Source organism: Pseudoalteromonas sp. TB41 (assembly GCF_000497975.1).
Lineage (GTDB): Bacteria > Pseudomonadota > Gammaproteobacteria > Enterobacterales > Alteromonadaceae > Pseudoalteromonas > Pseudoalteromonas tetraodonis.
Window position 1 is genome coordinate 97,575 of sequence record NZ_AUTH01000094.1, and the last position, 16,160, is coordinate 113,734.

Sequence of the window (16,160 nt, forward strand, 5' to 3'; positions counted from 1 at the left end):
CAAATGCATTAAAAAGCGCCGCCATGATAGCAACGATTACACAACAAGATGCCGCGACCGAATTGGTTGCAAATTACTTAAATACCATAAAAAATCAAGGGTTTACTGGAGATACAGACGCCAGTTATGCAACGAGGCTGACTGCATCAACCGATAACAGTATTTACCAGCAGCTTCCGCAAGGTGTTATTTTTCCAAAAAGCGAAAAAGACATTCAAATTGCCTTACAAACTGCATCTCATGACCCGTTTTTGTCGTTAACTTTTGGTCCTCGCGGTGGCGGCACAGGCACTAACGGACAGTCTTTAACCCCAGGTATTGTGGTTGATTTATCACGTTACATGCGTGAAATCCTCGAAATAAATGTAGAAGAAGGTTGGGTACGAGTTCAAACGGGCGTGATAAAAGATCAACTTAACGACTTTTTAAAACCGTATGGATTTTTCTTTTCACCCGATTTATCTACCAGTAACCGCGCAACCATTGGCGGCATGATCAGTACAGATGCATCTGGCCAAGGGTCATTAGTTTATGGCAAAACCAGCGACCATGTTTTAGGGTTAACTACGTATTTAGTCGATGGCACAGCAATGTCTACCAGCCCAATAGACATAGAAAAAGCAAAAATAATTGCCGATCAAGACTCATTAATTGGGCAAATATACAAAACAGTTTTAGATATTTCAATTAGTGAACGCGACGCTATATTAGCCAAATTCCCACGATTAAATCGCTTCTTAACTGGGTATGACCTAGAGCATGTACTAAGTGAAGACTTACAAACTTTTGATATGAGTCGACTAATTACAGGTTCTGAAGGCTCATTAGGTATAGTTACTGAGGCGAAATTAAACCTAACACCCATTGCTGAATTTAAAACACTCATCAATATAAAATATGACAGTTTTGATTCTGCACTTCGCCATTCACCATTTTTGGTTGATGCCCGTGCTACCTCGGTTGAAACCGTTGACAGCAAAGTTTTGAATCTTGCGCGCGAAGACATTATTTGGCATTCAGTATCGGACTTAATAACCGATGTACCAAATAAAGATATGCAAGGACTCAACATGGTTGAGTTTAATGCTGTATCACCACAAGACATAAAAGACAAAGTAGACACTTTATGTAAATTATTAGATGAATGCGTTGAAAATCAAACTAATGGGGTTATTGACTATCAGTTAACAAGCGATAAAAGCGATATACTAAAAATTTATGCAATGCGTAAAAAATCAGTGGGTTTATTAGGTAATGTAAAAGGAAGCCAAAAGCCCCTCGCGTTTGCAGAGGATACTGCCGTACCGCCTGAAAATTTAGCCGATTACATTGTCGAATTTAGAGCATTACTCGACAGCCATAATTTACAATATGGTATGTTTGGCCATGTTGATGCCGGTGTATTACATGTTAGACCTGCACTGGATATGTGCGACCCAGAACAAGAAAAATTACTACGTACAATTTCAGATGAGGTAGTAAAACTCACCGCTAAATACGGTGGATTAATGTGGGGCGAGCATGGCAAAGGATACCGAAGTGAATACGGCCCTGAATTTTTTGGTGAGCATTTATTTACTCAATTACGAAAAATAAAGTCAGCTTTTGATCCTAATAATAAAATAAACCCCGGTAAAATATGTACGCCAATTGAAAGTAAAGACTCACTAGTTAGTGTTGATGGGCAGAAACGTTCTTACTTCGATAAGCAAATTTCTATTGATGTTAAAACCAGTTTTAACAATGCAATGACCTGTAATGGTAACGGCTTGTGTTTTAATTATGATGAAAACTCGCCAATGTGCCCATCTTATAAAGTGACCGGCGATCGCCGTAATTCACCTAAAGGTCGCGCGGGTTTAATGCGTGAATGGTTACGACTTCAAGAGTCAAAAGATGTTAATTTGCTTGAAGTAGAGAAAGAGCTAAACAAAGGTGAAGTGATCACCTGGTGGGAGCGTTTTGTTCATAGCCGTGAAAAAAATAAAGGCGTTTACGATTTTTCTCACGAAGTAAAAGCATCAATGGACGAGTGTTTAGCATGTAAAGCGTGTACTACCGCTTGCCCAATAAAGGTAGATGTACCAACTTTTCGAGCTCGTTTTTTAAATTATTACCATAGTTATTATGCGCGCCCACTTAAAGATTATTTAGTGGGTAATATCGAAAATAGCGCACCGTTAATGTCAAAATTTGCTCGGATTATTAACCCAATTGTAAAAACATCATTGGTTAGTAGCATCATTAAAAAAACGGTCGGTTATGTTGATACCCCGCAGCTAAGTATTCCAGCACTCGGTAAACGTATAAACAAAGCGCAAAAATTTGATTTAAATTTACTTAAAAAATTAAGCGCCGATGAGCAAAATGAGTATGTACTCATTGTTCAAGACCCATTTACCAGCTTTTACGAAGCCGAATTGGTTGAGAGCTTTATTACACTGATCACACAGCTTGGAAAAAAACCCATGTTGTTACCATTTAAACCCAATGGTAAGCCTCAACATGTGAAAGGTTTTTTACATGAGTTTAAAGTGACAGCTAAAAATGCTGCAGAATTTCTAAATCAACTTAACGAGATCAATGCGCCATTAGTAGGTTTAGATGTATCTTTAGTGATGTGTTATCGCGATGAATATAATACAATTTTAGAAAATAACCGTGGTGATTTTCATGTGCTACTTGCCCATGAATGGCTAGAAACACAATCGTTTAAACAGTTAACGGCTAAACAAAATTTAAATACTGAATTTACGTTATTGAGCCACTGCACTGAAACAACCGCTTTACCAAAAGCGGCAAGTGTTTGGAAAACTATTTTTGATGAACTTGGTTTGACATTAAATACTACAAATACGGGTTGTTGTGGAATGGCAGGTACGTATGGCCACGAAGCACAAAACCAAGATAACTCTCGATCGCTTTACGAAATGAGTTGGAAACCTATTGTTGATAAAAATAAACCTGAGCAACTTTTATCAACGGGATTCTCATGTCGCAGCCAAGTTAAACGTTATGAAAAGTTTAAACCCAAGCATCCGATAGAGTTACTGGCAAATGTACTTAGTTAATAATTTAATTAATTAAGCTGAAAATAAAAAGGCGTAACTTATTATTAAGTACGCCTTTTTATTTTGCTTATATTTATTTAGTTTTTTTAGCAAAACTATCTGCTATAGGTTTTGTACTAATACCGTGAATAAACACACTAAATAAAATTGTTGTCATGGCAATGGTCGCAATTTGAAATTTGTTTTCTATTTGTGTGTCTATTACCATTAAGGTAAAAACAATTGAGGCCAATCCTCTTGGCCCAAACCAAGCAAATGTAAAACGCTCTTTAATTGTTAGTGCTGTAAATTGCAATGACAGCATAACCGGTATTATTCTGATCAGTGTTGTACTGAGTAAAGCGTAAATTACTATTTCAGTATTTAATTTCGGGATCACTAAATAAGCACAAACAAAACCGAATAAACACCAAATCATTAAAGAGGAAAAGTCAGCTATATGCTCTGAGTCTTCAATCAGCTCTTTGTTTATTTTAGTACTCGCGTATTTATCAAATAAAAGCCCCGCTACAAATACGGCAATAAATCCACTGCCATGAAAATATTGCGTAAGTGAAAATACAGTCATAGCAAAACCCAATAGTAAAAAAGGACTCGTGTTTTGGGCAAAGTAATGGCGCTTCATTGCAAAATTTAAACACGGAATAAAAATAGCGGTACTTGTAAAGGCTATTAATAAGGCTAAACCAAGTTCTCTGCCAAACACACTTAACGTTTGCGTTGCTGTAATTGCAGATTCAGGATTTTTTGCCAGTAATATAAATATTAAAAAAATAGGAACACATAAACCATCATTCAAACCACTTTCGGTATTTATTCCTTCACGAATTTTTTCAGGTACCTGCGCACTTGCCAATAACCCTTTACTCAACGCCGCATCGGTAGGCGTTAATATTATTGCAAGTAACGCCGCTTGAATAACAGATAAATCGGCAAACAAAAATAACCCAACGGCAATCCCAAGTAATAACGTTAAGGGGAGGGCGATAAATAACAGTAAACTCGGATACTGAAAGCTATGTCTTAAAACACTTAATTTTGACTTAGCCGCATCAGAAAATAAAAATATACTGAGTGTCAATTCTATAAAGGGCAGTAAAAAATCTATGCCGGTTTTTATTCTGCTACTTTCGTTAGGTAAAAGTGTGGCAAGCAATATCCCACCAATTACAAAAAACATTGGCCCCGTTACTTCGGTTTTTTCTAGTTGGCGAAATGTTAAGGAATAAACTAAAAATAAAACGCCAATAAATGAGATCACTAAGTATTCCATTAAATTTTCCTTTTAATTCCAGATTTAGCCCGCTCTTTTATATTTGTTTGAATATAAATTTGATCGGTTGTAGCAATTTTTGCATGGCCTAAGTCTTCAGATAAATGTTTTAAAGGGCGAGTTTGTGCGTCATGCGTTGCCCCCGTATGGCGTAACCAATGCGCAGTGGCCGCTTCTAATTGTTCCGCGTCATCTTTAAATCCATCATCAAGTAAAGATTGTTGCGCAATATCGAAACTTTGTTGTACCAATCTGCGAATTTGTCTTACGGTCATTCCACCCTGACCACGAATTTTATGAACTAGCGGGTCTGACTCATCAACGCGGGGCAGAGCAGGCAAGCCTCGATACAAGCGATAACGTTTTAAATACTCAAGAAAATCATCACTTAATGTTACATCGCGTAATTTATTTCCTTTGCCCATTATTCGTAAAAACCAAAAACCATCATTATCTTGCCAAAAATGAGACATAACAGGTGACCATTGTGGTCGCTCTGATAATTCTGAAATACGAAGGTAGAGTCCTTTTAAACAGGCGAGGGTAAATAAGTTTCTTTCATACTCTGGTTTTTTTTCGCATATATCTCGGGTAACGCCAAATACATATTCCCATTGAATATCACTTAATGTATCGGGGATTTGTATTTGCGATTGCACAACCAAGTAGGGACTATTTTTTTTAACAACAGGTACAAAGTTAGCAAAGGTTTTTTCTTCTAAAATAGCGAATTTATAAAATACATTGAGGGCAGTAAACATGGCCGATAATGTTTGCTGACTCGCAATAGATTCTTTTAACATGAAAGGGCGCCAATTTTGATTTAACCGACGAATTCCTTGCTCATCTTTATAACGCCATTGAACAGATGTAGATGCCCATTTTTTATCCGGTTCAACCATAAAATCAACATAGGCTTCAATATCTTCACGCTTAAGTTCAAATACAGATTTTTCAGCTATAAGCCATGACCATAAATAAAAACGTTCCAACTCATTACGAAAACGACTATAGGTTGCCTCAGATTTTCGGCCATAAACATATAAAAACTGGTATAAAAAATTAAGATCAGCCTTTGATTCAGTTACAGTCAAGCTGACTTGCTGTATAAAAGAGGCTAGTTCTGGATATTCTGATGAGAGTGTATTATCTTCAAGATGAGCTATTTGATAACGTAATTGTTTTAATGTATCGACCAGAGCAACAAGCATAATAGTAAAATATATAAGAAAATAATAGACTTATAGGTTAACCTTAAAGTCCGATACTGTCTAGTATTGGACATAATGAATTTTTGATATTTATGCTAAACGCAGATTTATTAACCATATACCTTATTAAAGGAAAAATCATGAAAAAATTACTTCTGTTGAGCATGTTCGTTATTAGCGTTTTATTAACAGGTTGCGCTACTACAGGCAGTGCTTCCCCTGGAGAAAAACGTGCTTTAGTACAAAGTATGAAATCGAATACATTAACTGCTCTATACGAAAAAAAACCAGATGTTAAAACTCAAATTGCAAACTCTGCCGGTTATGCTGTATTTGATAATGCAAATGTAAACGTTATTTTAGCCAGTTTTGGTGGTGGGTACGGTGTAGTAAAAAATAACCTAACCGGAAAATCTACCTATATGAATATGGGTGAAGCTGGTTTAGGCTTAGGTTTAGGTGTTAAAGATTTCAATATTGTGATGGTTTTTCACGATCAAGCAGCGTTAAATAGATTTATTAAACATGGTTGGGCGTTCGGTGGTAATGCCGATGCTGCTGCAAAATACCAAGATAAAGGTGGTGCTTTAGTTGCCGAAGCTATTGCTGACCAAGTTACTGTTTACTCTTTAACCGAAAGTGGCCTTGCACTGCAAGCTGTTTTAAAAGGTACTAAATTTTGGGTCGATTCTGAGCTAAATTAAGACCTCAAAACCCTCTCATAAGTGGGCTAGTTTGTATGTGAAAAAAGACTCATAACTTGAGATCAGACAGCCTTGAGATTAAAGGGCTGGGACAGTTAAGGCGAGATCCTAAAATCCCATTTGGGACACTTAAGCTGAGTCTCTTGGGGTCTTGCGACTCATAAAGTGAGATTTATTTCATAACCAACTGTTTTTATTTAATTTATCTAATAATAATCTACGGCAAGAATGTTAGAATTGCAACATGAAAAGGTATAAATTGTGATTCTGGTTTGGAGTCTGGGCGATTATTATTATTTTTAGCCCACTTATATATAGAGAGTTTTAGGCTGAGTGGATTTGTTGAAATGGCCAGTTGTTCAACCTTTTAGTTTTAAAGGTTCTAATTGGCTGGATAATTTTCCCTTCCTTTATATAGGTAACCACTTGGGTCTTACATTGATAGAAAGAATCACCAACAATTGGATCGATATTATTTTTTGACATTTCGGCTTTAAGCTTATCAAAGTCAATATTTCTAACTAAACAGTATCGCTTTAGATTGAATACCTTGTTTTCAATATTTTCTAAATCGCGGATTCGAAAATAAGTAGCTCCTTGCTGCCAAGGTAGTGAATAGGCCAATTCTTGCTGCCAAAGTGCCTTGAGGTCTTTTTGAGTAAAGCCAAATAAAGCAACTGCTTCGACTTCAGTTATCTTTTCGTCAAATCGTCTTTTATATTTAGAAAGGATTGTATTTAAAAACTGTCTTGTATCGTTAACTTTCAGCCTTTTGAAAAAACCATCTGTAGATTTCGACTGAGTAAATATTTGAGGAGTTTTGCATACCATTTCGAATACGTCTGCCAAGTCACAGTAAAACAGTTTCAAAAAATCGTTACTTAAGGGGTTATGAGCGAAGGTTCCATTACCTTGAAAATCAACCTTTAAGACGATTGTGCTTAACTCTCTTATATCTATTTGAGCTGTTACACCAGCTTTAGCTGCGCGTAGAGTTTTCACAAACCCATTTGTAATAATCGAATTTGCTTCATTTACGTTGCAAGACAATATATCAGCTAACGTATCCACAGAACATTTACACTGTGCAAGTTCATCTTGTTCCGTGTCGCTTAATCCCTTAGTTTTCCAACTTGGCTTAATGCCGAAGTTCTTGGGGCTGATAGCAGATAATTCCTCTGCTACAAAAAAGCATTCGTTTATGTTAGTTTCCGCTAGTACTTGTTCAAGGATGGGCCATTCCATCTTTGTATTTCTGATCAGGAACCTTGGCCCTGCATATCTAGAACGATAATCAGTAAATCGGCTATCTGCTCGTATATTTGCTAACCAGTTCTGTATGTTTCTTACATTTGTGAGTAATGAGAATGCTGACTCAAAAATGTGGTCCCATGTCTTGAGGGCATTACGGTTAACGCGTTCCGGGACAATATCAAAAGGTCTTAGAACGAAACCAACAGCAAGTGAAAGGTCATCTAAAAAGAGTGGCAACATCGCCTTATCAAGATTTTCCATAAACGTTATGTATGCTGAAGTTTCGGAATATTGCGTTTGAAGTTTGTTACCACAATGACTGCACAATCCTTTCAGTAGTGCATTATCCCATTGAAGCTCCTCACCGCAATGGTTGCAGGTTTGCACTGTTTTACACTGGTGAACACTACAATATGTAGTTGTTAGATAACGACTGTCAAAATTTACATGTCCGTCATCAAGGCAGGTCGGGCAAATGTTCACACCAGTATAAATTAAGGATGTTAAGTAGCGGCTTTTATCATACTCAAAGCCTTCTAACTCTTTGGTGTTGGTTTCAATACCAGTCGTTTCTTTAATGATTTGATTATAACTTTCGAGGTTGCCATCTAACTTATTAGGAAATCTAAATCCATGCGCATTCACCATATCTTTTAAATCAGCATAGCCATGCAAACTAGCCACTTTAAGAAGGTAATATGCAGGATGTATTGTTGGACAAAAATCTAATCTAAGTGGCAGCATTACGCAGTCTCCTTCATTTTAGCCTTAGCTTTGTTTAAGGCATTTAGACGAGCGCGTTTAGAAAACTTATTAATCGTAGTAATTCGTTTATTTAAATCAACTTCACTACATGTAAATGGGTTAATTCCGCTTTTATCCCATCCCCCCGTAGCTATAGCATCATGAGCTTTACCAAGTACAGAAAAGTCAATTTGTTGCCCTTCGTCGGCTAGCTCAATAGCCCATTGTAAAACCAATGCCATTCTGCCAATAACACCTTCGCTAGATGCCCACATCGCAGCTTGAAATTTTGCTGAGGTCATTTTGATGATCGATATCCTATATTGGCGGTGCAACTTGTCGAATATCATCGTATAACCTTGCATCACGGCAGCCATTGTATCTTTGTCGGACAATTCAATTGTATTGAATTCAATCGGGGGCAATGTTCTGTTAAATAGTTGCTCTTCTTCTAGTTGCATTTCAGAAGCTCTAGAAAAATTGTTTTCAATTAACTTAGAAATAGATGAGATCCCGCATAACAAAATCGGAACATGGCTCTCGTCCACTATATTTTTGATAGTATCTGCCAATTTTTGGGTGGTTTTCGAGTTTGTTTTATTTGGTAGTGCATGTTGAGTTTCGTCAATAATGAGTAACTCAATACCAATATTTTTCAATACTTCAATAACTTGATTCTCTAGTTGAGGCTGTTTTGTTCCTGCTTTGGGCTTTATACCAAGTTGAAGTAATATCGCTTCACAAAAATCTTTTGGCGTGACACCAGAAGAGAGTCGTACAAGAACAATATCTTTTATGCCGCTATGCTGATCAATTACGTCTGCGTGCTTCTTAATGAAATTTTTAAGAAAATTTGATTTGCCCGTATGAGAATTACCATACAATGCGCGAACTTTAGCTTCATCGTTACTTATCTTAATAAGATCGATAACTTTTTGTTCCGCGTCTTTATGCAAAATCATATCAAATCGCATTTTTTTGAATTCTAAAGCTGCCTCTTTCATCTTAAATTTCTGTTTTTTAATCATCTACTGATACTCCTAGTTTTTTGTTTTCAGCATCATCAAAATGCTTGTTAGTCTGTTCATCACTCGACTTTAGTTCTTCATCATCTAGCTGCTCTTCGGCTTTAAAATCAACGCCAGCAGAGTTAATGATTTCATCAATTTCAGTGTTAACTTCGTCTTCTGACAAATCAGAATCTTGGCTATGAGTGATATCAATGAGATCGCCATGCTTTGGCGTACTTCGATACCCAGATAAGTTATGGTCTTCAAGAAACGTTGTAGCCCCGTCTAGCACTTCGCAACGGCCTTCAATAACACTCAATTCATTAAATGACTTACCAAAAGCAGATCGATTAGTGTTTGGAATACTAAGTAAAACGATTTCATCAGGGTTCGGGCTGACGATTCTCGGTACAACTACGCTTACTGAAGAAGCATCGTTTAGATCAACCAGCAGAGTCAGAGGCATAAAATCTTTTTCAGTTGCAATGCAGTACTCTGCATACATCGCTTTCAACTCTGGCGAATTGAAATACTGATAGTCATAGGTAGTGCCGTATTTGATGTTATAAGTAACATCTATTTCCAATCCTCTATATTTTCGCAGCTCAGGAATGTCAGAAGGCTCTAATACCGGGTAAACCTCAGTTCCTTTTATCCATGCTTCATTAGGTGTTAATCCATGCAACCTTTTTAATTGCGAGTTATGGTAATCACGAACATAGTTGGTAAATTTTTGATGGAATTGTTCAAACGTGTATTTTGCGTCTTTCTTGATATTTGCTTCGGAATATCGGCTTGGATCGAAAGGGCCACAATATCCTTCTAATCCTTGGAAAAATTCTAACCTCAAGCGATTCACAAAATTCTCGACAAACCCTTTTGAGCATGGCTTTCTTACTTCGGTTGTTTCAAATACTCCTTGAATCTTTTGTAATAAACTTTTGGTCATTGCTGAGCGGTAGGCTGTACCAGCATCCATGACCGCTAAACGCATACACCCGTGTTGAATATAAGTAGGGTCTGGTTTTCTATTAATAGCATGATGAATTGAGGCAACAACGTAGCTAGAGGCTTCTTTATTCTTGCCTACTTGAATGGCATAACCTAATAAACTGGCCGTACCAACATCAAATACAAGCGCCATCGAAACAGTTCCTCGATAGTACTTTTTACCGTTAACAAACTTAACAATGCCAACGTTAAAGTGAGCCATATCGAGTTCTACGCGATCTAGTGGAATCGTGATGTCGTACTTCTCTAATTTTTGTTTATATTTGTTTTTTGCGTATGATTCGCCATAGCGAAGGCGATCATACTCATAGGGACCTAATGACCGTGCTCTGCGCATAAGAGTTTTAGCGCATGGAGCATTACCCTCATAGCCCAGTTCTTCATAGTTCATAGCTAATAAACGTTGTGTAGCTGCAACTGACTTACCATTTTCTTTTAAGTGGTGTTTGTATAAATATTCCCACACCAAATCATCCACATCTTGCGTCAATCCAGCGTCACGATTTCGTTTGTTATTTAAAACCTGTGGAGCTGCGCTATAACCATCCCTTTTAAATTTTTTAAAATCCTTACACAAGGTTGAACGGGCGTAACCTATGGTATCGTTAGCTTCTCGTTGGATATCTTCAACTAATCTTTCTACATCTTTGGTCGGATATTTCTTAGCCAACATGGCATAGAAATACTTTTCTCTACGATTGATTTCTAGCAGTTGTTCACTAGTTGCTCCTTGCATAGACGGAGCCTTAGCAAGCTCCTGAATAATTGTGATTTTCCCTTTCTTGATCTCTTCCAATAAATCTACAAAAGGTCGCATGAACATGTGATGACCTTCGCGCTCAATGAATAATTCTTGAGTAGCTTCATTTACAGCTCTGACAACAGCTTTTTTTCCCATGTATTCCAATTTTTTATCTTGAAGAGAACTAAGTGTGATACCTCTAGCCATACTTCACCTCCAATGGCAGATCCAAAGAAAATGGTTTTTCGAAGTCAATATGAACTTTTTTTTGAGCGATTAGTGCCGGAGCGAAAGCAGGTGATGCATTAAAACGTGAACACATCTCATACAAGTCACCAACGCATTTAACATCTGTTAAATGTGTAAAAGCTAAATCTAAATCATAGCGTGAAAAGTCATAAGCTCTGTATTGGTAGAAACGCGCAAGGTTCTCAGCTTTGATAGGTTTATAAAAATCATCTTCAGTATGAACTGAAAGAGGACGGTTATACAGATCTAGAAATTGTTCACTCAATAGTTGGTGTTTGGTATAGACCGATTCGTTATTGGCAAAGATATTGGGTTTTAACTCAATGAATTCGATCACGTCACCTTCAGGCGTTCTTCGTTTTCTAACAACATCCGGGGTATAGCGAGTATTTTTTCCTTTGATATTAAAAACAAAGCTTTGAGCCTGACCAGCCCATGCAAACACATCATCATCAAACTCTTGTTGCAGCATGAAACTAGTCTCGAAGCTGCTTTCAGGTCTGAACGTTTTTCTCATTTGGATAGAGTTAAAGTAAGTCGCTTTTTTCTTTCCGTAAAATCGAATTTGTTTTGGAAACACCATGTTGCACCTCCTTAATTATATGCTACATTCCTCAGGGTGTATTAATAGTTTTGATCAAATGTTTTGAATTTGTCAAGCTGTTTTGCTACATTTCTCAGTATGTAATTTAGGGTCGGTAAAAAAATGAGAATTGAACAGCTTTCAAAATACGCGGATATTTCTACTGGGAGGTCTTTTCGTGGAGCCATTAAAAAGGCTGCCGACATGGGCTTTAAGGTGATCCAAATAGGAGATATTGTTTTTGATAAAGGCGAAGCAACCTTAGATTTTGACAAGTTAACAGAAACTGAAATAAATACTTCAAGGAAAGTTGAATGTTTAAACAACGGTGATCTAATCATGGTCACTAAAGGACGAGAAAAGCATCTTGTATTGCTTAATGATGTGCCTGATAAACTAATATGTACTCAACATTTTCTAATTGTTAAACCTAAGTCGGAATTTTCAACGGTAACTAGCTTATTTTTAAAATCTTATTTAGAAACCAATTTTTCAAAGGATTGGATAGAAGCAAATTCAGGTGGTAACTATCAAAGTACTATTGGTAAAGGGATCTTAGAGAAGATGCCGCTCCCAGATTTGACTGACGAAAGTGGTAGTGATTTCATCGAGTACGTATTAAACGTCAATGCTGAATTAGAAAAATATCATCAATTAATAGAAGCAAGAAAAAACCAAGTAGCCGGGTTAATAAGTGAGATGGTGAAGCAATGATAACCAATGAACTAACAATAAAATATGTAGAAGCTTATAAAGGCAGCGATTTGTTGCCAGCTAATTTAGATGAAAGACTTTCTTTTCTTGCGCTTCTAACTATCGATTTGCTCGCCAATATAGAGGATGGGAAATATCAAAATTTCTTAGAATCACTTCTGGTTTCTGACGATATTAAATCGATTGACGTGGAAAAATTTGATTTCACTGACTCAGAAGAGTTAGTTGTAAAACAAGCAATAGCGCATTTGAATGATGAGAAAATCAATAAGCTCCTGAGTAGATTCAATGAAATACATGAAGCTTTTGACTTAAGTAAGTTGACGCGTTTCGAATCAATTACATTATACGAACAAACTCTCAAATTATTGCAAGAACCAAAAGTCTTTGAATTGATCCACAGTGATGCGAAAGGTTTTGATTTTCAACTGCGGCCCGATGATTTTTCTAGATTGATAGCAAGTATCGTCAAAAGTAATGAGAAATTAGCTGTATATGATGCAATGGCATCGACTGGTGAATTAAGCAATTTTCTTGCTCAATTAAACCCGCACTGGCACTTTACAACTGAGAGCTTGCTTCAAAACCCTTACTACCTTGTACACAAGTTTGTGCTAGCCGGGAATGACGATTGTGTAGTGAGCCAGAGTTATTCACTCAATAGTACTCCATTTATAAAACCCTCTACTTTTGACTTAGCGTTTGCGCTGTATGAGCCAACTGCCGTTAGAAAAGCATCTGGTTCCGATGTCAAAAAGTCTTGTGAAGGCGGGGCTTTGAGTGGTCACTATGACCCAAAAAGAATAGATCTAGATATAATTTCATCTCAATATAACGATCACGCACTTCTTCAACACCTCGTTTGGTCAATAAATAAAACTGGCTTAGCGATAGCATTTGTTGGACGAGGCGCATTGCAGCGCATAGAAGAAGCAAAGTCTCGCAAATATCTCATTGAAAATAATTACGTTGATGGAGTTATTCAGCTACCAACTAGTTTAATAAGTGCAAGAACAGTTGATTTGTTCGCTTTAGTTCTTCGTAAAAATAAACAAACAAATGACATTGTGTTTATCGATGCATCTTCTTATTTCAATCGTGATATCAAGCGCAACAGACTAATTCGTGAAGATGAAATAGCAAATATTCTCGCTGCACGGAAAAACATTCCTGACATTTGCCAAGTAATAACCAATGGGCAAGTTGAAAAGTTAAGTTTGATTGATGAAACCACAAATGAATCTAATTTCTCTTTAAACGTTCCAGCTTACATAAGCAGAAGCAAAAAGATTATAGATCCCACTTCGATTGATGAGTTAATTGACGAACTTACTTTAATTCAAAGTAACACGAATCAGTTATTCGACAAATTAATGAAAAAAATTTAAAAGTAATTGTCATTCATTATCAACAAATTAACTCTCAACCTGTTGTTTTTATACATATTTGTATAATGACAAGATTAGCTACCTCTTCTATAAAACTTAATGTTTAAGTAGAAGAGGTAAGCGATATGGAACATATAGATAGTAACCAAGAAAATCCTGAATATAGTGATTTTCAGATCGACACATTAAAAACATATTTACGTGAAGTAACCGTTGTTTCTGTGGTAGATAAACTAGACGGAGAGCTGATAGAAATGGCTCAAGTGCTACACGGCTTTGTTGAGCTTGATGAAACACAAAGGTTTTCACATGATGATATTGTGATTTCATCACCGATACAGATTTCATCTAATCATAATACTCGATTTATAACAAAATCCGGCTCTCAATATGTGAGTTGCAATGAGGTAGAGTACGTCACATTAAATGGGCAAGATTGGCTTAAAATGCGGCAAACACTGATGAATCCAAGAGATATTTTGATTATGAAATATCTCTCTTAGTCAAAAGATAAACGAAAAGGACTTAACTGCTCCTTTTCTTTTATCTGGACATTGACGTGATTATCAAAATGATACACACTAGCTCAAATACGTAATTAGTATAATAAGTTAGATGGAACTAGAAAACGTCAATTACGCACAAAAACAACGTCTCGCTTTCATTGATTTTAAATTGATGTTCACAAGCTCAGTAACGCGTAACGAAATCATCCAACGCTTCGAATGCGGTACTGCCGCTGCTTCCAGAGATTTAGCTCTTTATAAAGAGCTTGCACCTAAAAACCTGTCGTATAACACAACAGAAAAGCAGTACATCATAGAGTCCAACTTTAAACCACTCTTCAATCATGATCCGCGAAAGACACTGGTTAAATTAGCTAATGAGATATCAGACGGTTTTGATTCGATTGGCGATACAAAATTTCCAGTCGAAGCACTGTAGTGGTCAATAAAATTTGGCCACAGCTTTAGAATCTTGGTATCTAACCTCAGATTCATTTGGCGCTAAACCGGCATTATAATGATGTGGCCTAACGTTGTTGTAATACCCGTTGATATAATCACTCACACTATATTTAGCATCTTTAAAGTTTTCGTATCCAACCTTTGGCATCCACTCCGTTTTAAAGCTTCTAAAAAATCGCTCCATTGGCGCATTATCCCAACAATTTCCGCGCCTGCTCATACTTTGTGTAATTTTATAGCGCCATAAACGTTGACGATATTTTAAACTTGTATAATGACTACCTTGGTCTGAATGAAACATCAGTCCACTTGGCTTACCTCTGCTTTCATACGCGAGTTCAAGCGCTTTTAGCGTTAAGTTAGTATCTGGCGACAACGACATTGCCCAACCAACGACTTTACGTGCAAACAAATCAACAACGACCGCTAAATAGGCCCAGCGATTGCCTGTCCAAATATACGTCACATCACCGCACCACACGGTATCTGGCTCAACAACATCAAATTGTCTATCAAGCAGATTTGGAATTTCAAGGTGCTCATTACCACCGCGTTTATATGAATGTTGAGGTACTTGGCAGCTTTCAAGCTTTAATTTAACCATTAGCTTAGCAGCACGATAACGACTCAATTCAAAATCATTGTTCGTTGCTATTGCCGCGATTGTCCGCGCCCCAGCTGAGCCGCCGCTCATTGCATGTATGGCTTTAACTTCAGCTTCTAGCCTTATTTGCTCTGGCGTCGGCGTTGTATCCCGTATAGCCCAATATTTATAGCTGCTACGATGCACATTGAATACGTTACACAGCACGCTAATTGGGTAACGCTCTCGTTGATTTAGTTTCTCAATTAACGAGAATTGTTCAGGGAGTCGGACATCAAGAGAGCGGTAGCCTTTTTTAATATATCCTTTTCTAATTTAATGCGTTGGATTTGCTTTTTAAGTTCGCGGATTTCAATTTGTTCGGGCGTCATTGGTGAAGCAGATGGTGTCTGGCCACTCCGCTCTTGCTTTAATTGAGTAACCCACTTACTGACGGTTGATTTACCCACCCCCATCGCTTTGGCTGCTTCTTCTTGAGTATAACTTTGGTCAACTACAAGCTGAGCTGTTTCTAATTTGATTGCCGCAGAATACGTTGCGCGTTTTAATTTCGTCATTTTTTCACCCAAATTTGTATGCTTATTAGCATAACATTTCTTTCTTAATGGGTGGCCAAAATCACTGTACCACTACA

Annotated in this window: 13 protein-coding genes; 6 read left to right on the forward strand and 7 right to left on the reverse strand. The window is 37.2% G+C overall.

Going from position 1 to position 16,160, the window contains the following annotated elements:
- Positions 1–23: 23 nt before the first annotated feature.
- The gene (locus tag L641_RS0116240) at positions 24–3,071 is read left to right on the forward strand and encodes an FAD-binding and (Fe-S)-binding domain-containing protein (protein WP_024602474.1); all 3,048 of its coding nucleotides are present in this window, start codon (positions 24–26) and stop codon (positions 3,069–3,071) included.
- Positions 3,072–3,144: 73 nt separating this feature from the next.
- Here L641_RS0116240 and L641_RS0116245 read toward each other — a convergent pair whose 3' ends face one another.
- Together L641_RS0116245 and L641_RS0116250 are read right to left on the reverse strand one after the other, a co-directional pair.
- Positions 3,145–4,344, reverse strand: coding sequence for a cation:proton antiporter (locus tag L641_RS0116245; protein WP_024602475.1), 1,200 nt, complete (start codon positions 4,342–4,344; stop codon positions 3,145–3,147).
- Positions 4,344–5,555, reverse strand: coding sequence for a tyrosine-type recombinase/integrase (locus tag L641_RS0116250; RefSeq protein ID WP_024602476.1), 1,212 nt, complete (start codon positions 5,553–5,555; stop codon positions 4,344–4,346). Before L641_RS0116250 ends, L641_RS0116245 begins: the two co-directional genes overlap by 1 nt.
- 140 nt (positions 5,556–5,695) lie before the next feature.
- On the opposite strand from L641_RS0116250, the gene L641_RS0116255 reads away from it, so the two are divergent.
- On the forward strand, positions 5,696–6,259 hold the full coding sequence (locus L641_RS0116255; protein ID WP_024602477.1) for a YSC84-related protein: 564 nt from the start codon (positions 5,696–5,698) through the stop codon (positions 6,257–6,259).
- A gap of 324 nt (positions 6,260–6,583) precedes the next feature.
- On the opposite strand, the gene L641_RS0116260 is transcribed toward L641_RS0116255, so the two are convergent.
- From L641_RS0116260 to L641_RS0116275, 4 genes are read right to left on the reverse strand one after another with little or no spacing between them, the layout of a single operon-like run.
- Positions 6,584–8,257: a hypothetical protein gene (locus tag L641_RS0116260; protein ID WP_024602478.1), complete on the reverse strand. Its 1,674-nt coding sequence runs from the start codon at positions 8,255–8,257 to the stop codon at positions 6,584–6,586.
- Positions 8,257–9,285, reverse strand: a complete 1,029-nt coding sequence (locus L641_RS0116265) for a TniB family NTP-binding protein (RefSeq protein WP_024602479.1) — start codon at positions 9,283–9,285, stop codon at positions 8,257–8,259. The genes L641_RS0116260 and L641_RS0116265 overlap by 1 nt, the downstream gene beginning before the upstream one ends.
- The gene (locus L641_RS0116270) at positions 9,278–11,227 is read right to left on the reverse strand and encodes a hypothetical protein (protein WP_024602480.1); all 1,950 of its coding nucleotides are present in this window, start codon (positions 11,225–11,227) and stop codon (positions 9,278–9,280) included. The genes L641_RS0116265 and L641_RS0116270 overlap by 8 nt, the downstream gene beginning before the upstream one ends.
- The gene (locus tag L641_RS0116275) at positions 11,220–11,852 is read right to left on the reverse strand and encodes a hypothetical protein (RefSeq protein ID WP_008465531.1); all 633 of its coding nucleotides are present in this window, start codon (positions 11,850–11,852) and stop codon (positions 11,220–11,222) included. The genes L641_RS0116270 and L641_RS0116275 overlap by 8 nt, the downstream gene beginning before the upstream one ends.
- Before the next feature lie 123 nt (positions 11,853–11,975).
- Between L641_RS0116275 and L641_RS0116280 the strand changes: the two genes are divergently transcribed.
- The 4 genes from L641_RS0116280 (at position 11,976) to L641_RS0116295 (ending at position 14,899) form a co-directional block, all read left to right on the forward strand.
- The gene (locus tag L641_RS0116280) at positions 11,976–12,566 is read left to right on the forward strand and encodes a hypothetical protein (RefSeq protein ID WP_010365361.1); all 591 of its coding nucleotides are present in this window, start codon (positions 11,976–11,978) and stop codon (positions 12,564–12,566) included.
- Positions 12,563–13,954, forward strand: a complete 1,392-nt coding sequence (locus L641_RS0116285) for an N-6 DNA methylase (protein WP_024602481.1) — start codon at positions 12,563–12,565, stop codon at positions 13,952–13,954. Before L641_RS0116280 ends, L641_RS0116285 begins: the two co-directional genes overlap by 4 nt.
- A 125-nt stretch (positions 13,955–14,079) precedes the next feature.
- A complete protein-coding gene (locus L641_RS0116290) occupies positions 14,080–14,457 on the forward strand; it encodes a hypothetical protein (protein WP_024602482.1) in 378 nt (125 codons plus the stop codon).
- Positions 14,458–14,569: 112 nt separating this feature from the next.
- Positions 14,570–14,899: a hypothetical protein gene (locus L641_RS0116295; RefSeq protein ID WP_024602483.1), complete on the forward strand. Its 330-nt coding sequence runs from the start codon at positions 14,570–14,572 to the stop codon at positions 14,897–14,899.
- A 3-nt stretch (positions 14,900–14,902) separates the two neighbouring features.
- Here L641_RS0116295 and L641_RS0116300 read toward each other — a convergent pair.
- Positions 14,903–16,083 (reverse strand): IS3 family transposase gene (locus L641_RS0116300; protein WP_086007400.1). Its coding sequence is split into 2 segments (ribosomal slippage): positions 14,903–15,825 and positions 15,825–16,083, totalling 1,182 coding nucleotides; the frame shifts between segments, so codons are not numbered across the junction.
- Between the last annotated feature and the right edge of the window lie 77 nt (positions 16,084–16,160).

Excerpts from the sequence above, each read along its gene's own strand:
- L641_RS0116240 (WP_024602474.1), top strand. The coding sequence starts at position 24 with ATGATAGCAACGATTACACAACAAGATGCCGCGACCGAATTGGTTGCA.
- L641_RS0116245 (WP_024602475.1), bottom strand. The coding sequence starts at position 4,344 with ATGGAATACTTAGTGATCTCATTTATTGGCGTTTTATTTTTAGTTTAT.
- L641_RS0116250 (WP_024602476.1), bottom strand. The coding sequence starts at position 5,555 with ATGCTTGTTGCTCTGGTCGATACATTAAAACAATTACGTTATCAAATA.
- L641_RS0116255 (WP_024602477.1), top strand. The coding sequence starts at position 5,696 with ATGAAAAAATTACTTCTGTTGAGCATGTTCGTTATTAGCGTTTTATTA.
- L641_RS0116260 (WP_024602478.1), bottom strand. The coding sequence starts at position 8,257 with ATGCTGCCACTTAGATTAGATTTTTGTCCAACAATACATCCTGCATAT.
- L641_RS0116265 (WP_024602479.1), bottom strand. The coding sequence starts at position 9,285 with ATGATTAAAAAACAGAAATTTAAGATGAAAGAGGCAGCTTTAGAATTC.
- L641_RS0116270 (WP_024602480.1), bottom strand. The coding sequence starts at position 11,227 with ATGGCTAGAGGTATCACACTTAGTTCTCTTCAAGATAAAAAATTGGAA.
- L641_RS0116275 (WP_008465531.1), bottom strand. The coding sequence starts at position 11,852 with ATGGTGTTTCCAAAACAAATTCGATTTTACGGAAAGAAAAAAGCGACT.
- L641_RS0116280 (WP_010365361.1), top strand. The coding sequence starts at position 11,976 with ATGAGAATTGAACAGCTTTCAAAATACGCGGATATTTCTACTGGGAGG.
- L641_RS0116285 (WP_024602481.1), top strand. The coding sequence starts at position 12,563 with ATGATAACCAATGAACTAACAATAAAATATGTAGAAGCTTATAAAGGC.
- L641_RS0116290 (WP_024602482.1), top strand. The coding sequence starts at position 14,080 with ATGGAACATATAGATAGTAACCAAGAAAATCCTGAATATAGTGATTTT.
- L641_RS0116295 (WP_024602483.1), top strand. The coding sequence starts at position 14,570 with ATGGAACTAGAAAACGTCAATTACGCACAAAAACAACGTCTCGCTTTC.